18 protein-coding genes and 2 pseudogenes are annotated in these 19,207 nt (G+C 42.8%); 4 read left to right on the forward strand and 16 right to left on the reverse strand.

The genetic code is table 11. The features are described from left to right. Positions 1 to 647: 647 nt before the first annotated feature. Positions 648 to 1,382 carry a collagen-like protein gene (locus MKX46_RS03730; protein ID WP_341070926.1) on the reverse strand — a complete coding sequence of 245 codons (735 nt, stop codon included), beginning with the start codon at positions 1,380 to 1,382 and terminating at the stop codon, positions 648 to 650. 239 nt (positions 1,383 to 1,621) lie between these two features. Between MKX46_RS03730 and MKX46_RS03735 the strand changes: the two genes are divergently transcribed. Further along, entirely contained in the window at positions 1,622 to 2,056 is a 435-nt protein-coding gene (locus MKX46_RS03735) for a hypothetical protein (RefSeq protein WP_029517855.1), read from the forward strand. A gap of 118 nt (positions 2,057 to 2,174) precedes the next feature. Here the strand turns inward: MKX46_RS03735 and MKX46_RS03740 are convergent. Then, positions 2,175 to 3,535 (reverse strand): IS1182 family transposase gene (locus MKX46_RS03740; RefSeq protein ID WP_241113430.1). Its coding sequence is split into 2 segments (ribosomal slippage): positions 2,175 to 2,968 and positions 2,968 to 3,535, totalling 1,362 coding nucleotides; the frame shifts between segments, so codons are not numbered across the junction. 207 nt (positions 3,536 to 3,742) lie between these two features. On the opposite strand from MKX46_RS03740, the gene MKX46_RS03745 reads away from it, so the two are divergent. Continuing rightward, on the forward strand, positions 3,743 to 3,964 hold the full coding sequence (locus tag MKX46_RS03745) for a DUF6199 family natural product biosynthesis protein (protein WP_069010594.1): 222 nt from the start codon (positions 3,743 to 3,745) through the stop codon (positions 3,962 to 3,964). Between the two features lie 373 nt (positions 3,965 to 4,337). Here MKX46_RS03745 and MKX46_RS03750 read toward each other — a convergent pair. The 7 genes and pseudogenes from MKX46_RS03750 to MKX46_RS03785 form a co-directional block, all read right to left on the reverse strand. After that, positions 4,338 to 5,417, reverse strand: a pseudogene (locus MKX46_RS03750) (IS3 family transposase). Between the two features lie 415 nt (positions 5,418 to 5,832). After that, positions 5,833 to 6,231 carry a YmaF family protein gene (locus tag MKX46_RS03755; protein ID WP_081317533.1) on the reverse strand — a complete coding sequence of 133 codons (399 nt, stop codon included), beginning with the start codon at positions 6,229 to 6,231 and terminating at the stop codon, positions 5,833 to 5,835. A 1,257-nt stretch (positions 6,232 to 7,488) separates the two neighbouring features. Beyond that, positions 7,489 to 7,902, reverse strand: coding sequence for a nuclear transport factor 2 family protein (locus tag MKX46_RS03760; RefSeq protein WP_029517858.1), 414 nt, complete (start codon positions 7,900 to 7,902; stop codon positions 7,489 to 7,491). A 429-nt stretch (positions 7,903 to 8,331) separates the two neighbouring features. Then, on the reverse strand, positions 8,332 to 8,469 hold the full coding sequence (locus MKX46_RS03765) for a hypothetical protein (protein WP_155271700.1): 138 nt from the start codon (positions 8,467 to 8,469) through the stop codon (positions 8,332 to 8,334). Further along, entirely contained in the window at positions 8,462 to 8,887 is a 426-nt protein-coding gene (gene terS, locus MKX46_RS03770) for a phage terminase small subunit (protein WP_341070927.1), read from the reverse strand. The genes MKX46_RS03765 and terS overlap by 8 nt, the downstream gene beginning before the upstream one ends. A 259-nt stretch (positions 8,888 to 9,146) precedes the next feature. Then, positions 9,147 to 9,701: pseudogene (locus tag MKX46_RS03775) on the reverse strand (tyrosine-type recombinase/integrase). A gap of 970 nt (positions 9,702 to 10,671) precedes the next feature. After that, a complete protein-coding gene (locus tag MKX46_RS03785) occupies positions 10,672 to 10,821 on the reverse strand; it encodes a hypothetical protein (protein WP_318627209.1) in 150 nt (49 codons plus the stop codon). 93 nt (positions 10,822 to 10,914) lie between these two features. Here MKX46_RS03785 and MKX46_RS03790 point away from each other — a divergent pair, with 93 nt between their 5' ends. Together MKX46_RS03790 and MKX46_RS03795 are read left to right on the forward strand one after the other, a co-directional pair. Beyond that, complete coding sequence (locus MKX46_RS03790) at positions 10,915 to 11,385, forward strand: hypothetical protein (RefSeq protein ID WP_318627208.1); 471 nt, start codon at positions 10,915 to 10,917, stop codon at positions 11,383 to 11,385. After that, positions 11,337 to 11,786, forward strand: coding sequence for a tyrosine-type recombinase/integrase (locus MKX46_RS03795; protein WP_341071897.1), 450 nt, complete (start codon positions 11,337 to 11,339; stop codon positions 11,784 to 11,786). The genes MKX46_RS03790 and MKX46_RS03795 overlap by 49 nt, the downstream gene beginning before the upstream one ends. A 202-nt stretch (positions 11,787 to 11,988) precedes the next feature. Here the strand turns inward: MKX46_RS03795 and glnA are convergent, their stop codons facing one another. The 7 genes from glnA to MKX46_RS03830 all read right to left on the reverse strand — a co-directional run bounded on the left by glnA (position 11,989) and on the right by MKX46_RS03830 (position 19,045). Beyond that, positions 11,989 to 13,317, reverse strand: coding sequence for a type I glutamate--ammonia ligase (gene glnA, locus MKX46_RS03800; RefSeq protein ID WP_013310575.1), 1,329 nt, complete (start codon positions 13,315 to 13,317; stop codon positions 11,989 to 11,991). Positions 13,318 to 13,434: 117 nt separating this feature from the next. Continuing rightward, positions 13,435 to 13,848, reverse strand: a complete 414-nt coding sequence (locus MKX46_RS03805; protein ID WP_007430683.1) for a MerR family transcriptional regulator — start codon at positions 13,846 to 13,848, stop codon at positions 13,435 to 13,437. An 83-nt stretch (positions 13,849 to 13,931) separates the two neighbouring features. Next, the gene (locus tag MKX46_RS03810; protein WP_318627206.1) at positions 13,932 to 15,185 is read right to left on the reverse strand and encodes a methionine gamma-lyase family protein; all 1,254 of its coding nucleotides are present in this window, start codon (positions 15,183 to 15,185) and stop codon (positions 13,932 to 13,934) included. 111 nt (positions 15,186 to 15,296) lie between these two features. Beyond that, entirely contained in the window at positions 15,297 to 16,583 is a 1,287-nt protein-coding gene (gene hflX, locus MKX46_RS03815) for a GTPase HflX (RefSeq protein ID WP_029517891.1), read from the reverse strand. A gap of 113 nt (positions 16,584 to 16,696) precedes the next feature. Beyond that, a complete protein-coding gene (locus MKX46_RS03820) occupies positions 16,697 to 17,680 on the reverse strand; it encodes an AAA family ATPase (protein ID WP_025718768.1) in 984 nt (327 codons plus the stop codon). A gap of 115 nt (positions 17,681 to 17,795) precedes the next feature. Continuing rightward, positions 17,796 to 18,491 carry a YdcF family protein gene (locus tag MKX46_RS03825; protein WP_341070929.1) on the reverse strand — a complete coding sequence of 232 codons (696 nt, stop codon included), beginning with the start codon at positions 18,489 to 18,491 and terminating at the stop codon, positions 17,796 to 17,798. Then, complete coding sequence (locus tag MKX46_RS03830) at positions 18,488 to 19,045, reverse strand: DUF402 domain-containing protein (protein ID WP_029518115.1); 558 nt, start codon at positions 19,043 to 19,045, stop codon at positions 18,488 to 18,490. Before MKX46_RS03830 ends, MKX46_RS03825 begins: the two co-directional genes overlap by 4 nt. Positions 19,046 to 19,207 lie beyond the last annotated feature (162 nt).

Genomic DNA, 19,207 nt, shown 5'->3' on the forward strand with positions numbered 1-19,207 from the left:
AGAGCCCCAAGGGGTTTCACTATTTAGTAAAGTACAGATATTGATCACGTTCCCACTGGTGAACTTGTGTGCGATACAGATACAAGTAGCTCCGGCAAATCTCCATTAGTGTGATTCAGGTCAATTATTTACGCCCGCTGATGCTTTTTTGACAGCCAGTTAAAAATGCCTCACTGATTGGAGTTACTTGGAACTGTTCGCCCTACCAATGTCCATCTTTGACGCTAACCGATGCCGGATGGACTACATTCGCAAACTACTATAAATACAGAATAACGTCTGACTTATCCAGATTTACTATTGATCTTCGTGCGAATAAATTTCTTTTTTAAATGCCACAACAAAAAGAAGGTAGGAAAAGTTTCCTAACCTTCTTAGCATTCATATTTCAATGTTTGAATAATATCATTGTTTTTTTACAATGTTACTGCGGATTTACCATTTTAACTTTAAAGATAGGCTTTGGAGTAGTGATAGTGTTTAATGGATCTTATTACTGCCACTACGTTCTCTTGCCATGCTATACAATCCCTCCCCCATAAATTCGTCTGCTTACTATAAGTGAATTAGACAAACTGACGATATGAAATCGTACAGTCTTTTCTAAAGCGGCTACATATAATGTTCTATATATCATTAAAAATGGCTTAAACGGTCAACTTTAATATAGTAAGAGTAGTATTGGTAAAGTTATGAAGTTGGGCTGGGGTTGCATTTGCATTTACCAATTGAATAGTTGTAGGAACGACCCCTACAGTAATAATGACTTCTGCCGAAATTGGTCCGCCACCGTTACCCGTGAAGGGAACAAGAGTAACAGGGATTCCATTTACGGTAAGGTTAAAGGCAGCATCACCTTGGTTATGAATTGTAAAATCTATTAGATAGCTTCCCGTTTCGTTGATTGTTATCGTTGTAGATGGAGGAGTGAAAGTAAATGCACCTCCAACATTAGCCAAAACTCCAGTAAAGGTAATTGGTGAGTTACCCGGAACTGTGTCCGTTCCCGTACCAGGATCTGCTCGGAAGACACTTAAGAAGTCTGATATCCCGCCGCCTGCTGGCCCTGCTGCCCCCGTTGCTCCTGCTGGTCCTACCGCTCCTGCCGGTCCCACTGGTCCTGCTGGCCCAACTGCTCCTGCGGGTCCTGTTGGTCCGGGAATTCCTTGAAAACCTTGTAGCCCTTGCTGGCCTTGAGCACCTGGAACTCCCTGTGGACCCGGCAGTCCCTGCGCTCCCTGCGGTCCCTGAGGTCCTTGAGGTCCTTGAGGTCCTCGGATCCCTTTAACAATAACTTTCGGTAAAACTTTGACCTTTTTAACTACACATCTTCTAAATTTTCTCCGATGCATTTTCTTTTGCCAATAATAATGTCTAAACATAATTAATGATCACCTCCGAAGTCTAGTCAAAGTAGCTTATTGTGCAATTAACCAAAAAGATTGGGCTGTTGACTTGATCTTGGGAAAATAGGCATAGGTCTGACCCTATCGTGTTAGATTATTACTGCTTATCCTTCTAAAGCTTAATAGCCCTACTATCAACCGATCCAGCCCCTGCACTGTATGTATCTTTCTATTTCCAGCTTGCAAAATCTTTACCCAAAAAAGGAGATGAGATAATGACTAGATTGTTAGATGCTCGAACATCTCAAAACGCAAGTTACGGTAATACGATCTCAATCTCCATGCCAGCCAATACTCCTGTTGCCATCGCAGAGCTTGGCTTAGACGTGACGGGCGCTGGGGAAAATATGCGTGTACAATTATCAGGGATTGCTGAGCTTTCATTTCCCACTACTCCACCTTTTGACTCCGTTATTGCTATTTCTATTGTTAGAGGCACTCTCGACTCTCCTGTTGCATACGCCCTTTACTCTGTTAGTGTCTCCGAAGCAAACCCAAACGCTGTACAGGTCGTTACCATTAATGCATCCGATTACAATGTCCCTCTACCACCATCAAATGAATTGGTGTATACCTTATATTTATTTTGCACAGCGGATGCCACCCGAATAGGAATAGAAAGTTTTAATGCGGTTGCCTATTCAGATTAACATTACACCATCATATGGAGGGCAAAGCCCTCTCAGATTGTTGAGAAACCCCGTCATTTTGAGACGTGGGTTTCTTTTTCACATCATAATGCTCTGGTCTCTGGAGAAGCAGGGGGGGTTACCCCTGTTTCTCCAGGCGATCTAGGTGGATCGCCATCTTCTTCATGTTCTGCACGGCTGCCGTCATAAGGGCTTGTTCCCTGACGTTTGGAAGACCGCGCAAACGGCAATAGCGAAACCCATGGAGCTCTTTGGCATCCGCGAAGCTTCGCTCAATCGTCTCTTTTCGTTTGCGGTACAGCTTTTTACCAGATGGGCTCAGCCGGTTGCTCCGTACCCACTCTTTGCTGTCTTCCCAGACATGCCGAGTCACCACTTTGCGGTGGTTTCGAGACTGGGTACACTGACTTAGCAGTGGGCAATGCTGGCACTGAGCTGGGTCAGAGGCATACTGCCGGTATCCCTTACGGTCCGTCGTTCGGTAGGGCAGTTCCTGTTGGGCTGGGCATCTATACGCATTGCGTTTGGCATCGTATTCAAACTTCCATTTCGGAAACAGTCCTTGTCTGGGATGGAATCTTCGGTGAGCAATCACGGCAAAAATCTTTCGGTTCTGCAAACCTCGGCAAATCGGCGTTGTTAAATAACCTGAATCTAGTGCAACAGCTTCTACTTGAAAACCAAAACGTTCTCTTTGGCGATCCAAACGGGACAAATAGGGGACAGAATCATGTACATTCCCTGGTGTCACATGCACGTCCGTAATCAGATTGTACTTCATATCCACCGTGCGGTGGTCCAGATAGAAGAAGCCTTCGGGCTTGCCATCACGGATCATATAGCCGCTGTCCGGGTCTGTTTTGCTCACTTTAATTTCTTTTTCTTCGTTCACTTCCTCTCGGGATTTTAAGGCTTTTTTCCGTGGTTTCTCCGGTCATCCTTCACCGCTTCGTTCAGCTCGTCCATATAGTCTTTAGTATTCTGCAACACTTGTTCTTTGGTGTACTGGTGCCTGTTAGCATTGGCTTTGACGTGTGTGGAATCGGTGACGAGAACACGCCCACCCACCATTCGGTGAGAGATCGCCTGCAGCACAATTTCATCGAAGATATCTTGAAAGATCGTGGTGTCTTTAAAGCGAGTGCGACGATTCCAGCTAATCGTCGTATGGTCCGGAACTTTATCCGTTAAGCCCAACCCCAGAAACCAACGATAAGCTAGGTTCGTCTGAATTTCTCGCTCGAGTTGCCGTTCTGAGCGAATGCCATAGAAATAACCGAGAAAGATCATTTTAAACAATACGGTAGGATCAATGGCAGGACGCCCGTTGTCTGCACAATACAGTGGTCGAACTTTATCATCGATAAACGAAAAATCGATATACTTATCTACTTTGCGGAGCAAGTGATCTTGAGGAACCAGATCTTCGATGGAAACAAATTCGTAGGATTGTTGTTTTTCGCGGTTGGAGCGTAGCATATCAACACCATCCGTTCTACAATAGTTACCTATATTATACAACATTAACGCGGTGTCGTCTTAAACAAAATTAACATAAAATAGGCTGTCGAGACTTTCTCGACAGCCTGGGAGGGCAAAGCCCTCTTTTTTTCCATCTATCCTTGAGGGACGACACTTTCCATCTGTCGTTCTTTTTTGGTATAGTTTACTTAAGGAGTTGATCAAATGGGATTCATGCTTATTTTTATCGCGATTATTTTTTTCTCACTTGGTATTTTAAGTAAACGAATTCCCACTTGGGGATGGCGTGCAAACGAAGCCTGGAAGATCAAAGGTGACTCAGAACCAAGCGACGCTTACATTGACGACATGAAATTTAGAGGCTCTGTATCTATACTCTTTGGGTCCTTCTTTTTAGTATGTGGACTTTTGGTTATCTTCCTATAAGTTCCACTACCTGTTACCAATCACCAAAACACCATATCGAAACGGAATTTGCTGTTTGGCTGATGCTCCTCAAATATCATTTAGCATATTTTCAAAACAGAAATCTGTCTCTCATCCAAAGCTTCCAGTAATCGAATTTCCTTAATCTTCAGAGACCGACCTGCCGCTGTAGTAAGTAGTAAAGATCATTTTTCTCGCATAGTATTTATTCATCAAACCAGCCATCCTATAAGGAAGAACAATGTAAAACTCGACTCGTCACTCTCGAGAGTGAGTGGTTTAGAAGTACCAGTATACCCGGGTGTAATGACTTGTTTTCTTTCTAAGGCTTCAAGGCATCCAACACCAACACATATGGATTGTAAACACTAAACTAGACAATTTTTTTGTGGTGTCTCTGCTTGAACTCAGCTGGACTCAAGTAATCCAGAGAACCGTGAATCCTAATATGGTTAAACCAGTGTACATAGTCATGTAATTCTGTGGTTAGCTCAGCAAGACTTTCAAAATGACGTTTCTTCACAAATTCCGTTTTGAAAATTTTTAAAAGTAGCTTCCGCAACGGCATTGTCATAGGGACAGCCTTTCATGCTCAAAGAACGCTCAATCTGAAAAGCCTTTAGCGCATCGTCGATGAGCTTATTCTTGAATTCATTGCCTCGGTCGGTATGGAAGAGTTGAATGTCATTCAGGTTGCCCTTAATTGAAGCCAAAGCACGGCAAACCAGCTTGGCATCCTTGTGAGGGCCTGCACTGTAGCCAATAATCTCGCGGTTAAACAGATCTACAAAGAAGCATACGTAGTTCCAATATGAACCCACTCGGACGTACGTCAGATCGCTTACGACGACAGACAACGTTTGCTCTTGTTCAAATTTCCGGTACAGTACATTCGCTTGCTTGGCTTCATTGCATCTCGTGGGATGAGGCTTGTACTGAGCAACCGTATACGAGGAAACCAACCCGTATTCCTTCATGATTCGTCCAATACTCCGCCTGGATACTGTAAAGCCTTGCTGGTGTAACGCTTTTTTGATCTTACGCGTACCGTAGTTTTGACGGCTGCTTTGAAAAATGTCCATAATCAGAGAGGGAAGCTCACCCTCCGATGTCACTTCTACTTTGTTTTCTTCATAATAATAGGTGCTTCTCGGGAGTTTTAGGACGTCGCACATTGCTGATACCGAGTATTTATGTTTATTCTGGCGAATGACATTTACTTTCGTCCCATGATCAGCGCGGCTTGCTTTAATATGTCATTCTCCATGAGCAGTTGCTTGTTCTGTTTTCGAAGTTCGAGCAGTTCTAATTCCTCTGGAGTCCGGTTGTCTTTCTCTTTGAAGGATCCAGATGTGGAACTCTGTTTCACCCATTTATCCAACGATGAAGGATTCAAATCATATTCTTGAATGATATCCTTTCGTGCTTTGCCACTTTGATAGAGCTGAACCATCTACGCTTTAAATTCAGCGCTAAAGGTACGTCTTTCTTTTTTAGTCATGATCCGTTTGCTCCTTCTAGGTTGGTCTGTAGTCTACTATATTAGACCACAATTTTTCTGTCTAGAAGAGTGTAGCCGATCCATCCCATCCAAATTGCTTTCTAAGCGTCAGCACCTTGGAACAAGAAAAGACGAGCCAGTAGTAGCTCGTCATTGTTACTACTGATTTTAAATTGTTTGGCCAATTACACTGTATTTATAAAGTCGAATCTTCAGTAACCTGTGGCTGAGTCCTTTAAGCATTACAACCCCCAAGTATCATAAGCAGTATAAATAGTACGAGAATAACCCCGACACTGGTAAACATGCCGCCATAACCAACTCCATCAGTCCCACTATTTGTATGGGGATGAGTTTTTCAAATTGATTAATATCGGTAGTCTTTCTCATCTCCAGTATTTCCACTGTACCTATGGGCGTGAGGAATTCTACCGTTTACTGTTGTATACCCTTCAAAATGATGGTAATGCCCACCACCTGTCAAGTGAATGGCTGGTCCTGTAGTACCTCTAATTAGATGCGTATGTTGATCGTTAAATGATGTTTCTGCATAATAATTATGAACATGCGGGACCCCACTTGGAGCTGGTTCTGTTACTCCAGCGTAATGGTGGTAGTGTCCTACATCAAGTGATGTATTCCCACTAAAAGGATGTACGTGAACATTAACTGGTCTACCGTCCCACGAACTAATAAAAAGCTTATGCGAATGGTTAGATTCGGAATCACGGGAATGAACAACAAAACCTGTTATTGGTATTTCCATCAGTAGCCACCTCTCTTTATCAACTGCCATATACTATGAAAGAGGTAGTGTAAATGTTCAAAAGGCTATTTGAGTTGAGTTGGTTTCCACTATTCGGGTAGCAGGATAACAGGCTGTCAGAGCGTGTGTATGCCCTCTCTCTGCTCTTTGCTGTACTCTTTCCGGTATTCGTCCGGATAACGGAAAAAGTGCTTAGAACAACTCACATATTGGCGTATAAGAGCAAAAGAAAAAGCACCTCAATGGGTGCTTAACATTCTACCACGATGGTCGATGACCACATAAGGAACCAGCAGGTCCGACCTCGTCAATGTTTTGTGTATTATTTGATAAAGAAACGAACTTCCCATCAATAATTCTTACATAAGTCATATCTCCATAGTCTGGTTGTGTTTTATCTGTCTGCGGAGACACATACGTAATAAAGACGTTACAAAGACGGTGTCCATTACTCATCCTCATATCAACGGCTTGATTTAGGTAATTTTTAACCTGATTTGGATTTATAATATGCTGTTGTGGCGGTCTACCTGCTGGGTAATACTGTATTCCCCCGTGGGTATAATACATTTTTGTCACACTCCTCAGAAAGTTTTTACTTCCTGATAGCCTATGCATAGAAGTGTAACGTTGTGTAAGGCAAGATATTTTAGATGGGATTAATTCATTCTTTCACACAAGCTGTACGGGAACAAAACTGCTTAACCCCATCCCACTTCCCCCATACACAACCTTTGCATTTTTTTGGCTTTTTTGGTGGTCCTTTCATGTATAGCAAAATTCCTTTCTTCTGCTTCTTCTTCAAACCAAAAATCCTTTCAAGGCAATAAAAGAAGCCACCCAAATGAGTGACTTGTATCTGCCTATGTATTTAGAGCACCAAATGAACCGAGGCGCTTATTTAAAACCCGAAAAAAGAAACAGCGATAGGTTCTATTCCCGCAAGCGGGATGCAAAACGCTACGCTGTTGCATAAAAGCATTTGTACTTAGTAACAAACAAGACCATTTTACTGATATTAGAAAATGGCCGTCAAAGAACTAAGACCGGACAATACCGGAAAATGGGCAATTAAACCATTATAAGCTGGCTTTTGCTCACTTTCTCGATATTAGTCTTAGACTGCCGCTGTTATCATTCTATTAACGTTCTTCGTTAGCGTAACGCATTACTTGACCAAATTCGATATGTTGCCGGCCAATAACCTACGTTTTCGTATGATTACTCAGCATAGTGATGTGTAGCTGCACTAACATATCAACAGTCTCTTAAATCAAAAGCTTCTTCTAGTGCGGCAGTATCTTCGAAGATTTGAAAAAACCTTATCTTCTCCTGTTCTACTTCGCAAATAATTGCCCAATCACTCTCGAACACTTTCCCGGTTACATTGACCTTGATGCGGAAATTCCCCCATGCACACGCTGCTTCCTTATTACCGATGAGTTTGTGAAGGACAAAACTCTCTATTTGTTCTGCTTCTTCTAATAAGTTTAAATAATTTCTAACACCTTCTTTTCCATGAAATGTGCCGTATAAAGGAATTTTATTAGAAGGCTCTTTTTTAAGAATAATAAATTTCGCTTCATCATGAACCAATTCGATCACTTTATCAATCTGTTTGCTTCCTAATGCTTGAAAATAATTTGTTAGCACCTGTTGAGCACTTTGCATTTCTACTAATCTCCCTTCGAATAGGCGGAATAAGCTTTGCACAATCCAATGATAACATATTTTATCTACCATCCTGCCCGTTGGCTTAACGCCGCCGCTGCCAGTCTAGAACTATATTTTCACGGTCTAACATTTTATTTCCATCAAACACTCGTCCCAGACAATTCTCTCACCCAGTTTATCCTCATCACCGGACTTCATAGTTTCCCAGCACGTATTACAAAAGGATGCGCCCATTGTTGTGTTCTCCCGGTTCGGATTAGGGTCATTGCAAAGCATACATTTTCCTGTTTTCGGACTCTTTTTCACAATACCTCTCCCATCGATGGAAAAATAGAAGACACGCTGCGGAATTGAACCGCGCAAGGGTTTCTGACCAGGCTGTTTCATGTTTCCGCTGGTTAACTGGTTCCTTGCCGCCTGCGCGTGCTATAAAACCCCGGAATAACGGTCCCATGAAAATTGAAATTCATGTTCTTCTTTAATTGCTACTTGCTCAAGCTTCTTCTCTTTCCTAGTGCCTTTATTGTGTATTTCATATTCGACTTTTTTAAGTTCTTTAATCATTTCCCCCTTTATCCTCAACAAACATAATTCGTTGTGCCCATACGATGGCTTGGAATTGGGTTGTTATGTTGTACCAGATCATTTCAACTGGGTCCATTTCTTGAACTGCGTCCATGATTTCAAGAAACTCAGGATTCTGAGGCATAAATTTACGGAAGAATCCATGTGTGACTGCTTTGTCGTTCCCAGGAGGGCCACCACTTCCGCCCTTATTCCCTTTTGCATTCCTATTACCTGTTTGCCCCCCGCGTTTTCTTTTTTCGGGAAGCTCGCTCCACTTGTCCAGTGCCTTCCATTTGCGGATGCGGGAATCGCTCACACCCAGCTTTAACGCTATATCCTTAAGTTTCATTTTACGTCCGCTATCCAACCACATTTTCAGCGCCTTTTTCCGGTTTGGATTTCGTTCTCTGCTCACTTAATTTTCACCACCACCAAAGTATTCGAGTTGGTTTTAACGCGGAGGCCTAAAAATAAATCTAGCGCTCCACTTGCATTTATTCGTGATGTTGTTCTAACTACTAGAAAACTAGCACTTGTTAAACTAAATAATGTAAAACTAATTCACTATACTATATATTCTCGGTAACTCATAAAACACGTAGATTGCTTGGTGCTATTTGTTTTGTTGTCCTTTTCCCATTTTGAATTCACGGTTACCCTATTGTAGAGAATTGCTACAACTCAAAATCCTTCAAAACATCGTCTAAAGTGTCCTGAAGGATACCTACATAACGTAATGTCACCTTCTGTTCAGTGTGATTGAACAGATCCATTAGTAACGCTATATCCTTCGTTTCGTTATAAAAATAGTACCCGCATGTCTTTCTCATAGAATGAGTTCCTATTTCCTTCAATCCGAACTTCCGGGCTACACCATTCAGTATTTTGTAAGCCATACTGCTGCTGATCGGCACAATCTCGGATCTTCTCCTTTTATTGCGACTCGGGAATAAATAATCGCTATCCAGTTTACCGGATATATATTGCATCAAGCTCTTTGCGAAGGTTTTCTCGAATGGGGATGTTCTTTCTTTTCTTCGTTTTCTTTTCAGCAATTACAATATGGCTTCCTTTAACTGAGCTGACCTTCAAGGGTAAAATATCCGATATACGCAATCCTGTGTTGATTCCAATCAAAAAAAAATGTAGTCCCGTTCATTTTTCTCTTTCAAATATTGCTTAATGGCCTCCAGCTTTTTAGAATCGCGGATCGGCTGAACGAGGTTCACTGCATTTCGCTCCTTTCATGTTTGTTTGAACAGAGGATGGAAACATACATAATTGTTTAGTACCAGTCCAATCGCCCCAGACACATCCATTACATAAAACGGGTTGACGTGGTGACCTAGCCAGGACAGGCGGGGTCTCCGTGAAGATTTAATTGGCATATTACTTTCCTCCAATGCAAAAAGGCCGCTTTTCAGCGACCTCGAATTTACGTTATTTTATGGATACAATATATCCTTTTTCTAATTCGTTATTACTGCGGTTTTATGTATGTTATTGCATGTAAATTAAGCCAAGGAAAAGTTTCCTGAACAAATAAAAAAGCCGCCTATTGGCAGCTTGCTGTTACTATTGCTTAGTCATAATATTTTTTTGATTAAGGTTAACTCCTATTGTAGGTGATGGCGTTTCTTCATCATAATGCTCATAGTCAAAAAGGGCTTCTCTCGGAACCACTATGGCATTGCACCATGCTCGTCAGACTTGGTTTTAATTCTAACGACACCTTCACGAGTAAATTCTTCTAATCCAATATGTGTTGTATATCCAATTATAAATCCTGGCAACATTCTTTTCACCCCCTCTTCTTTCTAACAGGATTCGACGCTTAGGAAGGATATACCTTTTTATGCGTCGAAAGTATTAGGTCGTAAGGAGGTGATAAGTTAAATGAATGAAAGGGCTATCCAATTTTGTCTATCTTTAATCCTATCAATCATGTTCGTTGTTTTCTTAATTGTAGGGGGGTATAAAGCTTATTACGCTACTTTAGAAAACATGAAGAATGTTGGCCCTAAGTTTGATCAATTACACAGGAATAATTAGTAATTTCAAAGCGGTCTAAATGATGATTGTCTCAGTTATTTAGAGAACTATCGTCATTTAGACAGCTGAGTCCTTGTCTCATATTTAGTTTTGAATGCGCCCTAACCCTCCGTCATGCACTTGCCACTGCCGCCCTTATTGCATGTTTCATGTTTCATGTTGCATACCGATCATTCGTCCTTTTTCATCCTTAGCTGTTGTGAAGTAGTGGTCAATTATGAAATCACAAAGCTGTGTCGCCTCTCGTTTTTTACAGAATGCACATGGATACTTTGGCATTTTAAATACTTCCGGCATGTCCTTACTCCTTTCTATCCATTATAGGTATGGTTATTGGCGTCCAATGTGTATGATAATCCGGCCAGTCTGCATCCAATGGAGTACCGCAATATGGTGGTTCTTCAATCGGGAAGTTCCACCAAAGAACGTCTCCATAATACGTTGAATCTTCATGAGTACAACATTGAAAAGCACATAAAACCCCACTTCAAAAAAATCACATTACAAAAATTAAAGCCGCTCATGTATCAAAAATTCATAAATAAGCTTTCTAAGAGTAAAGGTAGAGGGGATAAAGTTTATAGCAGACGTATAGTAGAACTCATACATTCCACTATGCATGACGCGCTAGAAAAGGCTGTTACGCTCGGTAAACTGGATAAGAATCCGTGTGAAGGTGTGACTATCAGGGGGATTAAGAAATCAGATAAAGTAAAATTTATTGAGTCAGAGCACATTCCTGAATTTCTAGCAAATGCAAAAAAATACGGATATATTTATTGGTTTTTCTTTATGTTTATGTTAGAACAGGTATGCGAAAAGGAGAAGTTGGCACGTTACAGTGGCCAGACATTGATCTAAAAAATGGCTTGGCAACCGTTAGTAAAACTTTAGATTACGATCTCCCTGAGAATCCTGATGATTTATTTGGTGATACAAAGACATTCAACTCAAAAAGAACCTTAAAAATAAGTAACACCTTATTGGCTGCATTAAGACACCACCTAAATGTTCAAAATCAAAACAAGATCACTTTAGGCGAAATGTATAGGCATGATCTTAATCTAATTATGTGTCGTACAGATGGAAGTCCGATCCCGAAATCGTCTTTGTTCAATTCATTTTCTAGGATATTAAAACGAACGGCACTCCCCCCCTTACCTATCCATTCTCTTCGACATACGCACGCAGTATTGCAATTAGAAGCTGGTGCTGATATGAAATATGGCAGGAACGCTTGGGACATGGTAGCATCCAAGTAACATCAGACATCTATGCTCATATTTCAAAAAAAATAGAATCGAATAACATGGGGAAATATGAGTCTTTTACTGAGAATTTATTTCGATAATAAAAAGTTTGGGGGCAATTTGGGGGCGCTTTATAATTCAACTTCATAATATCCATATACTACCCCCAAAGCAAAAATCCCTCAACGCTTAGAGCGCCAAGGGATTTCCCATTTTAGTAAAGCGTCAGATATTGATCACGTTCCCATTGATGAACTTGGGTTCGGTACATATCCCATTCAATTTCCTTAAGCTCATAGAAGTAGGCCAATGCATGGTCACCCAGTGCGTCAGAGATAACTTCGCTACGAATAAGTTCAGACAAAGCTTCTTTCAAGTCTGCAGGCAGACTTGGAATGCCTTCTTCAATCCGCTCTTCTTCAGACATCACGTAAATGTTACGATCAATCGGAGCTGGCAGAGCCAACTGACGTTTGATCCCATCCAAACCAGCTCTCAGCATCACTGCCAAGGCCAAATAAGGATTCGCTGCCGGATCAGGGTTACGAACTTCGACGCGAGTGCTCAGACCACGAGACGCGGGAATCCGAATCATTGGACTGCGATTGCTTGCAGACCAAGCCACATAACAAGGCGCTTCATAACCAGGTACGAGACGTTTGTAGGAATTTACTGTTGGATTCGTGATCGCTGCCATTGCACGTGCATGTTTCAGAATACCAGCCATATAGTGGCGGGCCGTCTGGCTTAATCCGAGTTCGTCCGTTTCATCATAAAATACGTTTTCATTGTCCTTAAACAACGATTGATTGCAGTGCATACCAGAGCCATTTACACCAAACAAAGGTTTTGGCATAAAGGTAGCATGCAAACCATGCTGACGAGCAATCGTCTTAACAACGAGCTTGAACGTTTGAATCTGGTCCGCAGCTTTAATCGCGTCTGCATATTTAAAGTCAATCTCATGCTGACCAGGTGCAACTTCATGATGGGATGCTTCAATTTCGAAGCCCATCTCTTCAAGCTTAAGTACAATTTCACGACGGCAGTTTTCACCCAGATCCATCGGAGCCAGGTCAAAATACCCGCCTTGGTCATTCAGTTCTGTAGTTGGCTCGCCTTTTTCATCCGTTTTGAACAAGAAGAATTCAGGCTCTGGTCCGACATTCATCGAAGTGTATCCCAGCTCTTCGGCTTCCTTAAGTACACGTTTCAAGATGCCCCGTGGGTCACCTGCAAACGGGACTCCATCCGGCTTGTAAATATCGCAGATCAAACGAGCTACACGATCCGAGGTTACCCAAGGGAATACAACCCAAGTGTCCAAATCCGGATATAAATACATATCAGATTCTTCAATACGCACATAACCTTCTATGGAAGATCCGTCAAACATCATTTTATTATCCAATGCCTTTTCCAGTTGACTAACCGGAATTTCAACGTTTTTAATAGTGCCCAGCAAATCTGTGAATTGCAAACGAATAAAACGAACATTTTCCTCTTTCGCAATCCGAAGGATATCTTCTCTGCTATAACTCACTCTAACCTCTCCCTTTCTGTAACGACTATATACGAATCAGTTGTTCTATAAATTACTTAAATGATGAGACCAGGTTTTAAAGTAAGGCAACCTTATACCAAGAGGTAAGTCAAGACATTATCTCTTATTGAAGAACCGTGATAATTCACCTTGGATCAGGGATACCTGTCCTGGCCTTTTGCCTGCAACAAGTTGTTGTTTCAGCAAGCGGTGAAGCTGAGTATCAGACATTTCACGGCGTTTAACTTCCGTATCTGCAGTAATAACCGTAGCTTCCTCCGATTCCTTGGTAACCGGATTCATGACTTGTTTAATTCCCGCAATGTTAACACCCTTCTCGATCAACGCCTTAATTTCAAGCAGACGCTCTACGTCATTAAAAGAAAAAAGACGTTGGTTTCCCGATGTACGGGCAGGAACTATCAAGTTATGCTGTTCATAATAACGAATCTGACGCGCTGACAAGTCCGTTAGCTTCATGACAATACCTATTGGAAATAAGGCCATATTTCTGCGAATTTCGTCGCCCATTTGTCATCAACCTTCCAGTGATCTATTATACACCTTATTGTACATTTAGCTGATGCAAAGTGTCAATGACATGTTAGAAAAACTCACAATAATTTACGTTCTTTCATCGTTTGCAGAGCCATAAGCACTCCAAATTTAACATGAGAGTAGGTTAACCCCCCTTGCATGTAACCAATATAAGGCTCACGAATAGGGGCATCTGCGGATAGTTCCAAACTTCCTCCTTGTATGAACGTACCTGCAGCCATGATAACTGGATGCTCATAACCAGGCATATCCCACGGCTCCGGCACCACATGGCTATCCACAGCAGCCGCACGCTGAATGCCCTGTACAAAAGCAATTAGATGCTCTGGTCCACTAAAAGAAATAGCCTGAATCAAATCCGTACGCTCTTCATGCCAGGCAGGTTTGGTCTCAAATCCCATCTCTTCAAAGACCGCAGCTGCGAATACGCTCCCTTTAACCGCTTGCCCAACCAGTGTTGGAGCAAGGAATAGTCCCTGAAATATGCCTCGTGTAGTACCTAGCATGGCTCCTACTTCTCCACCAATTCCAGGTGCAGTTAATCGGTAGGATGCCAGTTCTACATACTTTTGTTTGCCGCAGATATATCCACCCGTTTCTGCAATGCCACCACCGGGATTTTTAATCAACGAACCTGCCATCAAATCGACACCGACTTGAGTAGGTTCCAGCTTCTCGGTAAATTCACCGTAGCAATTGTCAACAAAGACAATGACGTCAGGTTTTATTTCCTTCACACGTGCTGTCATTTCTTCAATATCTGCTACACTAAACGAAGCTCTCCAATCATAACCGCGTGAACGCTGAATACCGATCACTTTGGTATTGGCATGGATCGCAGACTCCACCGCTTCCCAGTCCACTTTACCTTCCGCTGTTAGTGAGGTTTCCCCATAAGTAACGCCAAAATCTTGCAATGATCCTGTTCCGTCGCCGGGCTTACCAATCACTTTATGCAGGGTATCATAAGGCCTCCCAGTAATGTACAACAGTTCATCCCCTGGACGCAGCACACCAAATAAAGCAGTGGCAATTGTATGAGTACCCGAAGCAAAATGCGGACGCACCAACGCTGCCTCCGCACCGAACACTTCCGCATAGACTTCTTCCAGCACCTCACGTCCCCGGTCATTGTAAGCATATCCCGTCGAACCCGCAAAGTGGAAATCGCTCACTTGCTTCCGCTGGAATGCCTGAATTACCTTCCACTGATTTGAATCTACAATATGATCTATGTGCTGTATACGTTCTTGTATTTTATGTTCTGCCGTTTCCTGAATTTGCTGTATTTCTGGACTAAAAACTACCATTTACTTTCTTGACCCTCTCTCTTACGCAGCCTTAGGCTATTCATGTTATATTATTGTTCACTTTGAACGATGAGCATTATCATTTTATTGACCCAAAAACATCATTAGATGTTAACCTTCTGTGAACTCGCTGAGCGCATGACCATACTTTTCGTACTCGCCTCTTTGAATTTCAACTTCATAAATGACATCATTGCCATCATACTCTGTCAGTAGTACATCTCCAATTCGATAAAGCACCGATGTTAAATCTCCACGTTCCGCAGGAATACGAAATCTCAGCGTATCACCACTCAGATGCTCTTGAATCAGTTCGCGAATGCCCAGCAAATCCCCTTCATCAAAAGCGCTGATTTTCAAATAACCCTCCCCGGAAGGAAGCATTTCGAGTTGCTCAGGAGTACAGGCATCTTTTTTGTTAAATAATACGATCTGAGGCTTGTCCGCAGCCCCTAGCTGCTGCAAGATCGTCTCTACAACTTTCATCTGTTCGTCTCGCATATCCGAAGACGCATCCACGACATGCAAAATGAGATGTGCCTCATTCGCCTCCTCCAAAGTAGCCCGGAAGGAAGCCACCAAATCATGAGGAAGATTTTGAATAAAACCGACCGTATCCGTAAGAATAACTTCTTTTCCACTCGGAAGTTCCATTGTTCTGGAGGTAGGATCCAGCGTCGCAAACAGTTGGTTCTCAATATATACATCGGCTGCTGTCAGTTGCTTCAACAGCGTCGATTTGCCCGCATTGGTATAGCCAACAAGTGCAACCTGAACAATACCGCTCTTTTGTCTGCGCTCCCTGTGCAAATACCGGTGACGGGTCACTTCCTCCAATTGGCGTTTCAGATCACTGATTCGGTCACGGATATGACGACGGTCTGTCTCCAGCTTGCTTTCACCAGGACCACGTGTTCCGATTCCGCCGCCAAGACGCGAGAGGTTTTTGCCATGTCCAGACAAACGGGGGAGTAAATATGACAACTGCGCCAGTTCAACCTGAATAATACCTTCCCGGGTTTTTGCACGTTGAGCAAAAATGTCCAGAATCAACTGTGTACGGTCAATAATTTTGAGATCCAGACTTTCTTCCAGATTCCGTACTTGGGCCCCCGAGAGCTCCTGATCAAAAATAGCTGTATTCGCTCCCAATTCTTCAGCAACTGCACGCAATTCCTCTACTTTTCCTTTACCAATAAACCATTTTGAGTCCTTGGCTTCCTTATTCTGTGTCAGGACGCTCAGTACCTCAACTCCCGCTGTCTCAGCCAGTTTCACCAGCTCATCCAACGAGTATTCCGTATTAATACCAGATCGTTTGACTTCATCCGTAATCAGACTGACCAGAACCGCCTTGTCCTGCATTTCGGTTTGTGTATCATGAGTGGAGTTCGCCATATTGTTTGCTCCTTTATTTTCATGTCAACTCTCGAACAGAGACCGACCTGATGTTCAGGTCGGCCCCCGTTCCATGTCATACCATTCGATGTGATTCAGATTCCTATTATCGCCTATCTTTTGTCCATTTTCAAATCCTCTGGACGCAGCGTCATCAATTCCTGTTTGCCGGGTTGCCCGCTCCTGTACTGATTAAGCAACCTGACAGCTTGGTGCCGAATCGCTTTTTCAATCACATTACGAACATAGCGTGCATTACTAAATGCATGAAGACTGTCATTACGCTCGTTTAGCAAATGCTCCTTCATTTTAATTATGGACTGAGGCATGAGAATATAATCCCGCTCCTTGGCCATCATCTCGGAAATTTGGATGAGCTGATCCACAGTATAATCAGGAAAATCCAACTGAATTGGAAAGCGAGAAGGAAGACCAGGATTCGTTCGTAAAAAAAAGTCCATTTCCCCCGAGTATCCAGCGAGAATCAAAATAAATTGATTTTTTTGATCTTCCATGGACTTTACCAAGGTATCAATCGCTTCTTTTCCAAAATCCTTTTCCCCTCCGCGTGCCAAACTGTAAGCCTCATCAATGAACAACACGCCGCCAAGAGATTTCTTTACCAGATCTCGCGTTTTTTGCGCCGTGTGACCAATATACTCACCGACCAGATCAGCCCTCTCCACCTCAATCAGATGACCTTTGCTCAGTACCCCCATTTTTTGCAGCATTTTAGCGATAATGCGGGCCACTGTCGTTTTCCCTGTACCTGGATTTCCTTTGAAAATCATGTGATACACGTGTGCATTGCTCAACAGTCCTGCATCCGTACGCATATGGGCGATTTGCAAAAAGGCATATACCTCAAATACCAGGTCTTTGATGTTATCCAAGCCGACGAGATGATCGAGTTCTTTCTGAATTTCCTGATAAAGACTGAGATACTGCGGTAGCGCCTGTGACTTGGTTGAAGCCACTGCTTCCGTCTCGTCCACAGTCACCGAAGCTATCGGCTCCGGGCTACGCAGCACGACATTAATTTGTCTGGAAGGTCTCTCCTCCGACCGCTTGCCCGCGGCGATTCCCCGTCCGTTCATGCATCCATCACCTCAACATTTCTTCAGGCACAGCTTACCCTATTAATGTATTCGGTCTGGCATGTCCTTATTAGCATAAAAGCAACGGGAACGTGCACAAAGCCTTTTCTTTAATTCAGGCAACCCAAGTTTGAGCGCTGATCCACCACCGTTGCAGCGTCCATTTAGCGTATGCCAATACTTCTCTTGATTGATGAATTGGCATATTCAGCACTTTAGATTCCGTCAGAGCCATCTGAGGATGATCAAACTTTAAGAATTGAGCAATCTCCATCGCCCGAGGGCCATGATAGCTATGTGTGATGATCACGGTAGAGGTCCATCCATATTCCTTCATAATGCGCTGGCTATAGAGCAGATTTTCGTAAGTACTGGTCGCATGGTTTTCCAACAAAATATGCTGTACAGGGACCCCTCTATCTACCAAATAGCGTTGCATGCCCTCAGCCTCCGTATACGGAAAATCGGGTTTATCCAGTCCACCACTTACAATTAGATGCTGTACCGTCCCGTTGCGGTATAAGCGCAAGGCTTCTTCCAGCCTTTCCTTCAATCCAGGACTGGGCTCAGCCCCCCACATAGAAGCACCTAATACGATACCAATTTGCACTTGCTGGAGCGGAGTGGTAGAGGCGGCCGTATTCATGTTCCACACTCGGATTCCTGCCCATACCAATCCGATCAAAATGAAAATTATCAAAGAAAGTACAAGACGCTTGGTTACCATAGATATTTTCTTAAGGCGACTCTGCCTGCTTTTCAACTCAGGGCGTTGGGGCCCGATGTCTTTAATCCACTGCAAAACTTTCACCGTTCTCTCTTGAAATCACCGTTGTGAAACCATTCTGCTCGGTGTTTCAGCGACATTTTAAAATAAGGGAACACGTGGGCATCTATCTGATGTAACACATCAGCCGCTGTACGGTTAGCCAATTCTGCCTCTTGCGTTGAGATATGCCCCCGTTGTAATGCCTCCTCCAATTCATCCTCATCCACCAGGAAGATTTCACCGTTTTTAAGCACCACAACATCCAAATACAGATCGTCAAACCAAGGGACTCCTTGATCGGTCACACCCTGATTTCGGCAGGTATCAATATACCATTCAACGATTTGCTCCCGATTGTCAAACATAGCAGTCACCACATAGTGCTCACCTTTTGGATAATATTGCAGCCAGGAATATCCTTTATCGGCTATGCAAAACGTATGACCACCGTAACTCTTCCATAACGGCTCCTTGAGACTCAAAATGGTATACAGGGTCATATATCCTGTAAACGCGTCACTTTCTACATACCGGCAAGCAAACTTGCGATTGGTGATTCTGCGCCAGTTGGCCCGGTCTCCGAATTTGCGCTTCATAAATGATGTTCCTCTCCAACATTGGTAAAACCAGCTTACCATATTTAAACTGTACACTCAAAAAGAACCCCTGTATTACAGCAAAAAAGGTATTTTCAGACTGTCAAAACAGTCCGAAAATACCTTTGATTTGAAGCCAATATCATCTTACATAAAACATAT

The organism is Paenibacillus sp. FSL P4-0113 (assembly GCF_038009305.1).
Lineage (GTDB): Bacteria > Bacillota > Bacilli > Paenibacillales > Paenibacillaceae > Paenibacillus > Paenibacillus polymyxa_D.

Excerpts from the sequence above, each read along its gene's own strand:
- MKX46_RS03730 (WP_341070926.1), bottom strand. The coding sequence starts at position 1,382 with ATGTTTAGACATTATTATTGGCAAAAGAAAATGCATCGGAGAAAATTT.
- MKX46_RS03810 (WP_318627206.1), bottom strand. The coding sequence starts at position 15,185 with ATGGTAGTTTTTAGTCCAGAAATACAGCAAATTCAGGAAACGGCAGAA.
- MKX46_RS03745 (WP_069010594.1), top strand. The coding sequence starts at position 3,743 with ATGGGATTCATGCTTATTTTTATCGCGATTATTTTTTTCTCACTTGGT.
- MKX46_RS03830 (WP_029518115.1), bottom strand. The coding sequence starts at position 19,045 with ATGAAGCGCAAATTCGGAGACCGGGCCAACTGGCGCAGAATCACCAAT.
- MKX46_RS03735 (WP_029517855.1), top strand. The coding sequence starts at position 1,622 with ATGACTAGATTGTTAGATGCTCGAACATCTCAAAACGCAAGTTACGGT.
- MKX46_RS03760 (WP_029517858.1), bottom strand. The coding sequence starts at position 7,902 with ATGCAAAGTGCTCAACAGGTGCTAACAAATTATTTTCAAGCATTAGGA.
- MKX46_RS03820 (WP_025718768.1), bottom strand. The coding sequence starts at position 17,680 with ATGAACGGACGGGGAATCGCCGCGGGCAAGCGGTCGGAGGAGAGACCT.
- MKX46_RS03795 (WP_341071897.1), top strand. The coding sequence starts at position 11,337 with ATGCGAAAAGGAGAAGTTGGCACGTTACAGTGGCCAGACATTGATCTA.
- MKX46_RS03785 (WP_318627209.1), bottom strand. The coding sequence starts at position 10,821 with ATGCCGGAAGTATTTAAAATGCCAAAGTATCCATGTGCATTCTGTAAA.
- MKX46_RS03755 (WP_081317533.1), bottom strand. The coding sequence starts at position 6,231 with ATGGAAATACCAATAACAGGTTTTGTTGTTCATTCCCGTGATTCCGAA.
- hflX (WP_029517891.1), bottom strand. The coding sequence starts at position 16,583 with ATGGCGAACTCCACTCATGATACACAAACCGAAATGCAGGACAAGGCG.
- MKX46_RS03805 (WP_007430683.1), bottom strand. The coding sequence starts at position 13,848 with ATGGGCGACGAAATTCGCAGAAATATGGCCTTATTTCCAATAGGTATT.
- MKX46_RS03790 (WP_318627208.1), top strand. The coding sequence starts at position 10,915 with ATGGTGGTTCTTCAATCGGGAAGTTCCACCAAAGAACGTCTCCATAAT.
- MKX46_RS03765 (WP_155271700.1), bottom strand. The coding sequence starts at position 8,469 with ATGATTAAAGAACTTAAAAAAGTCGAATATGAAATACACAATAAAGGC.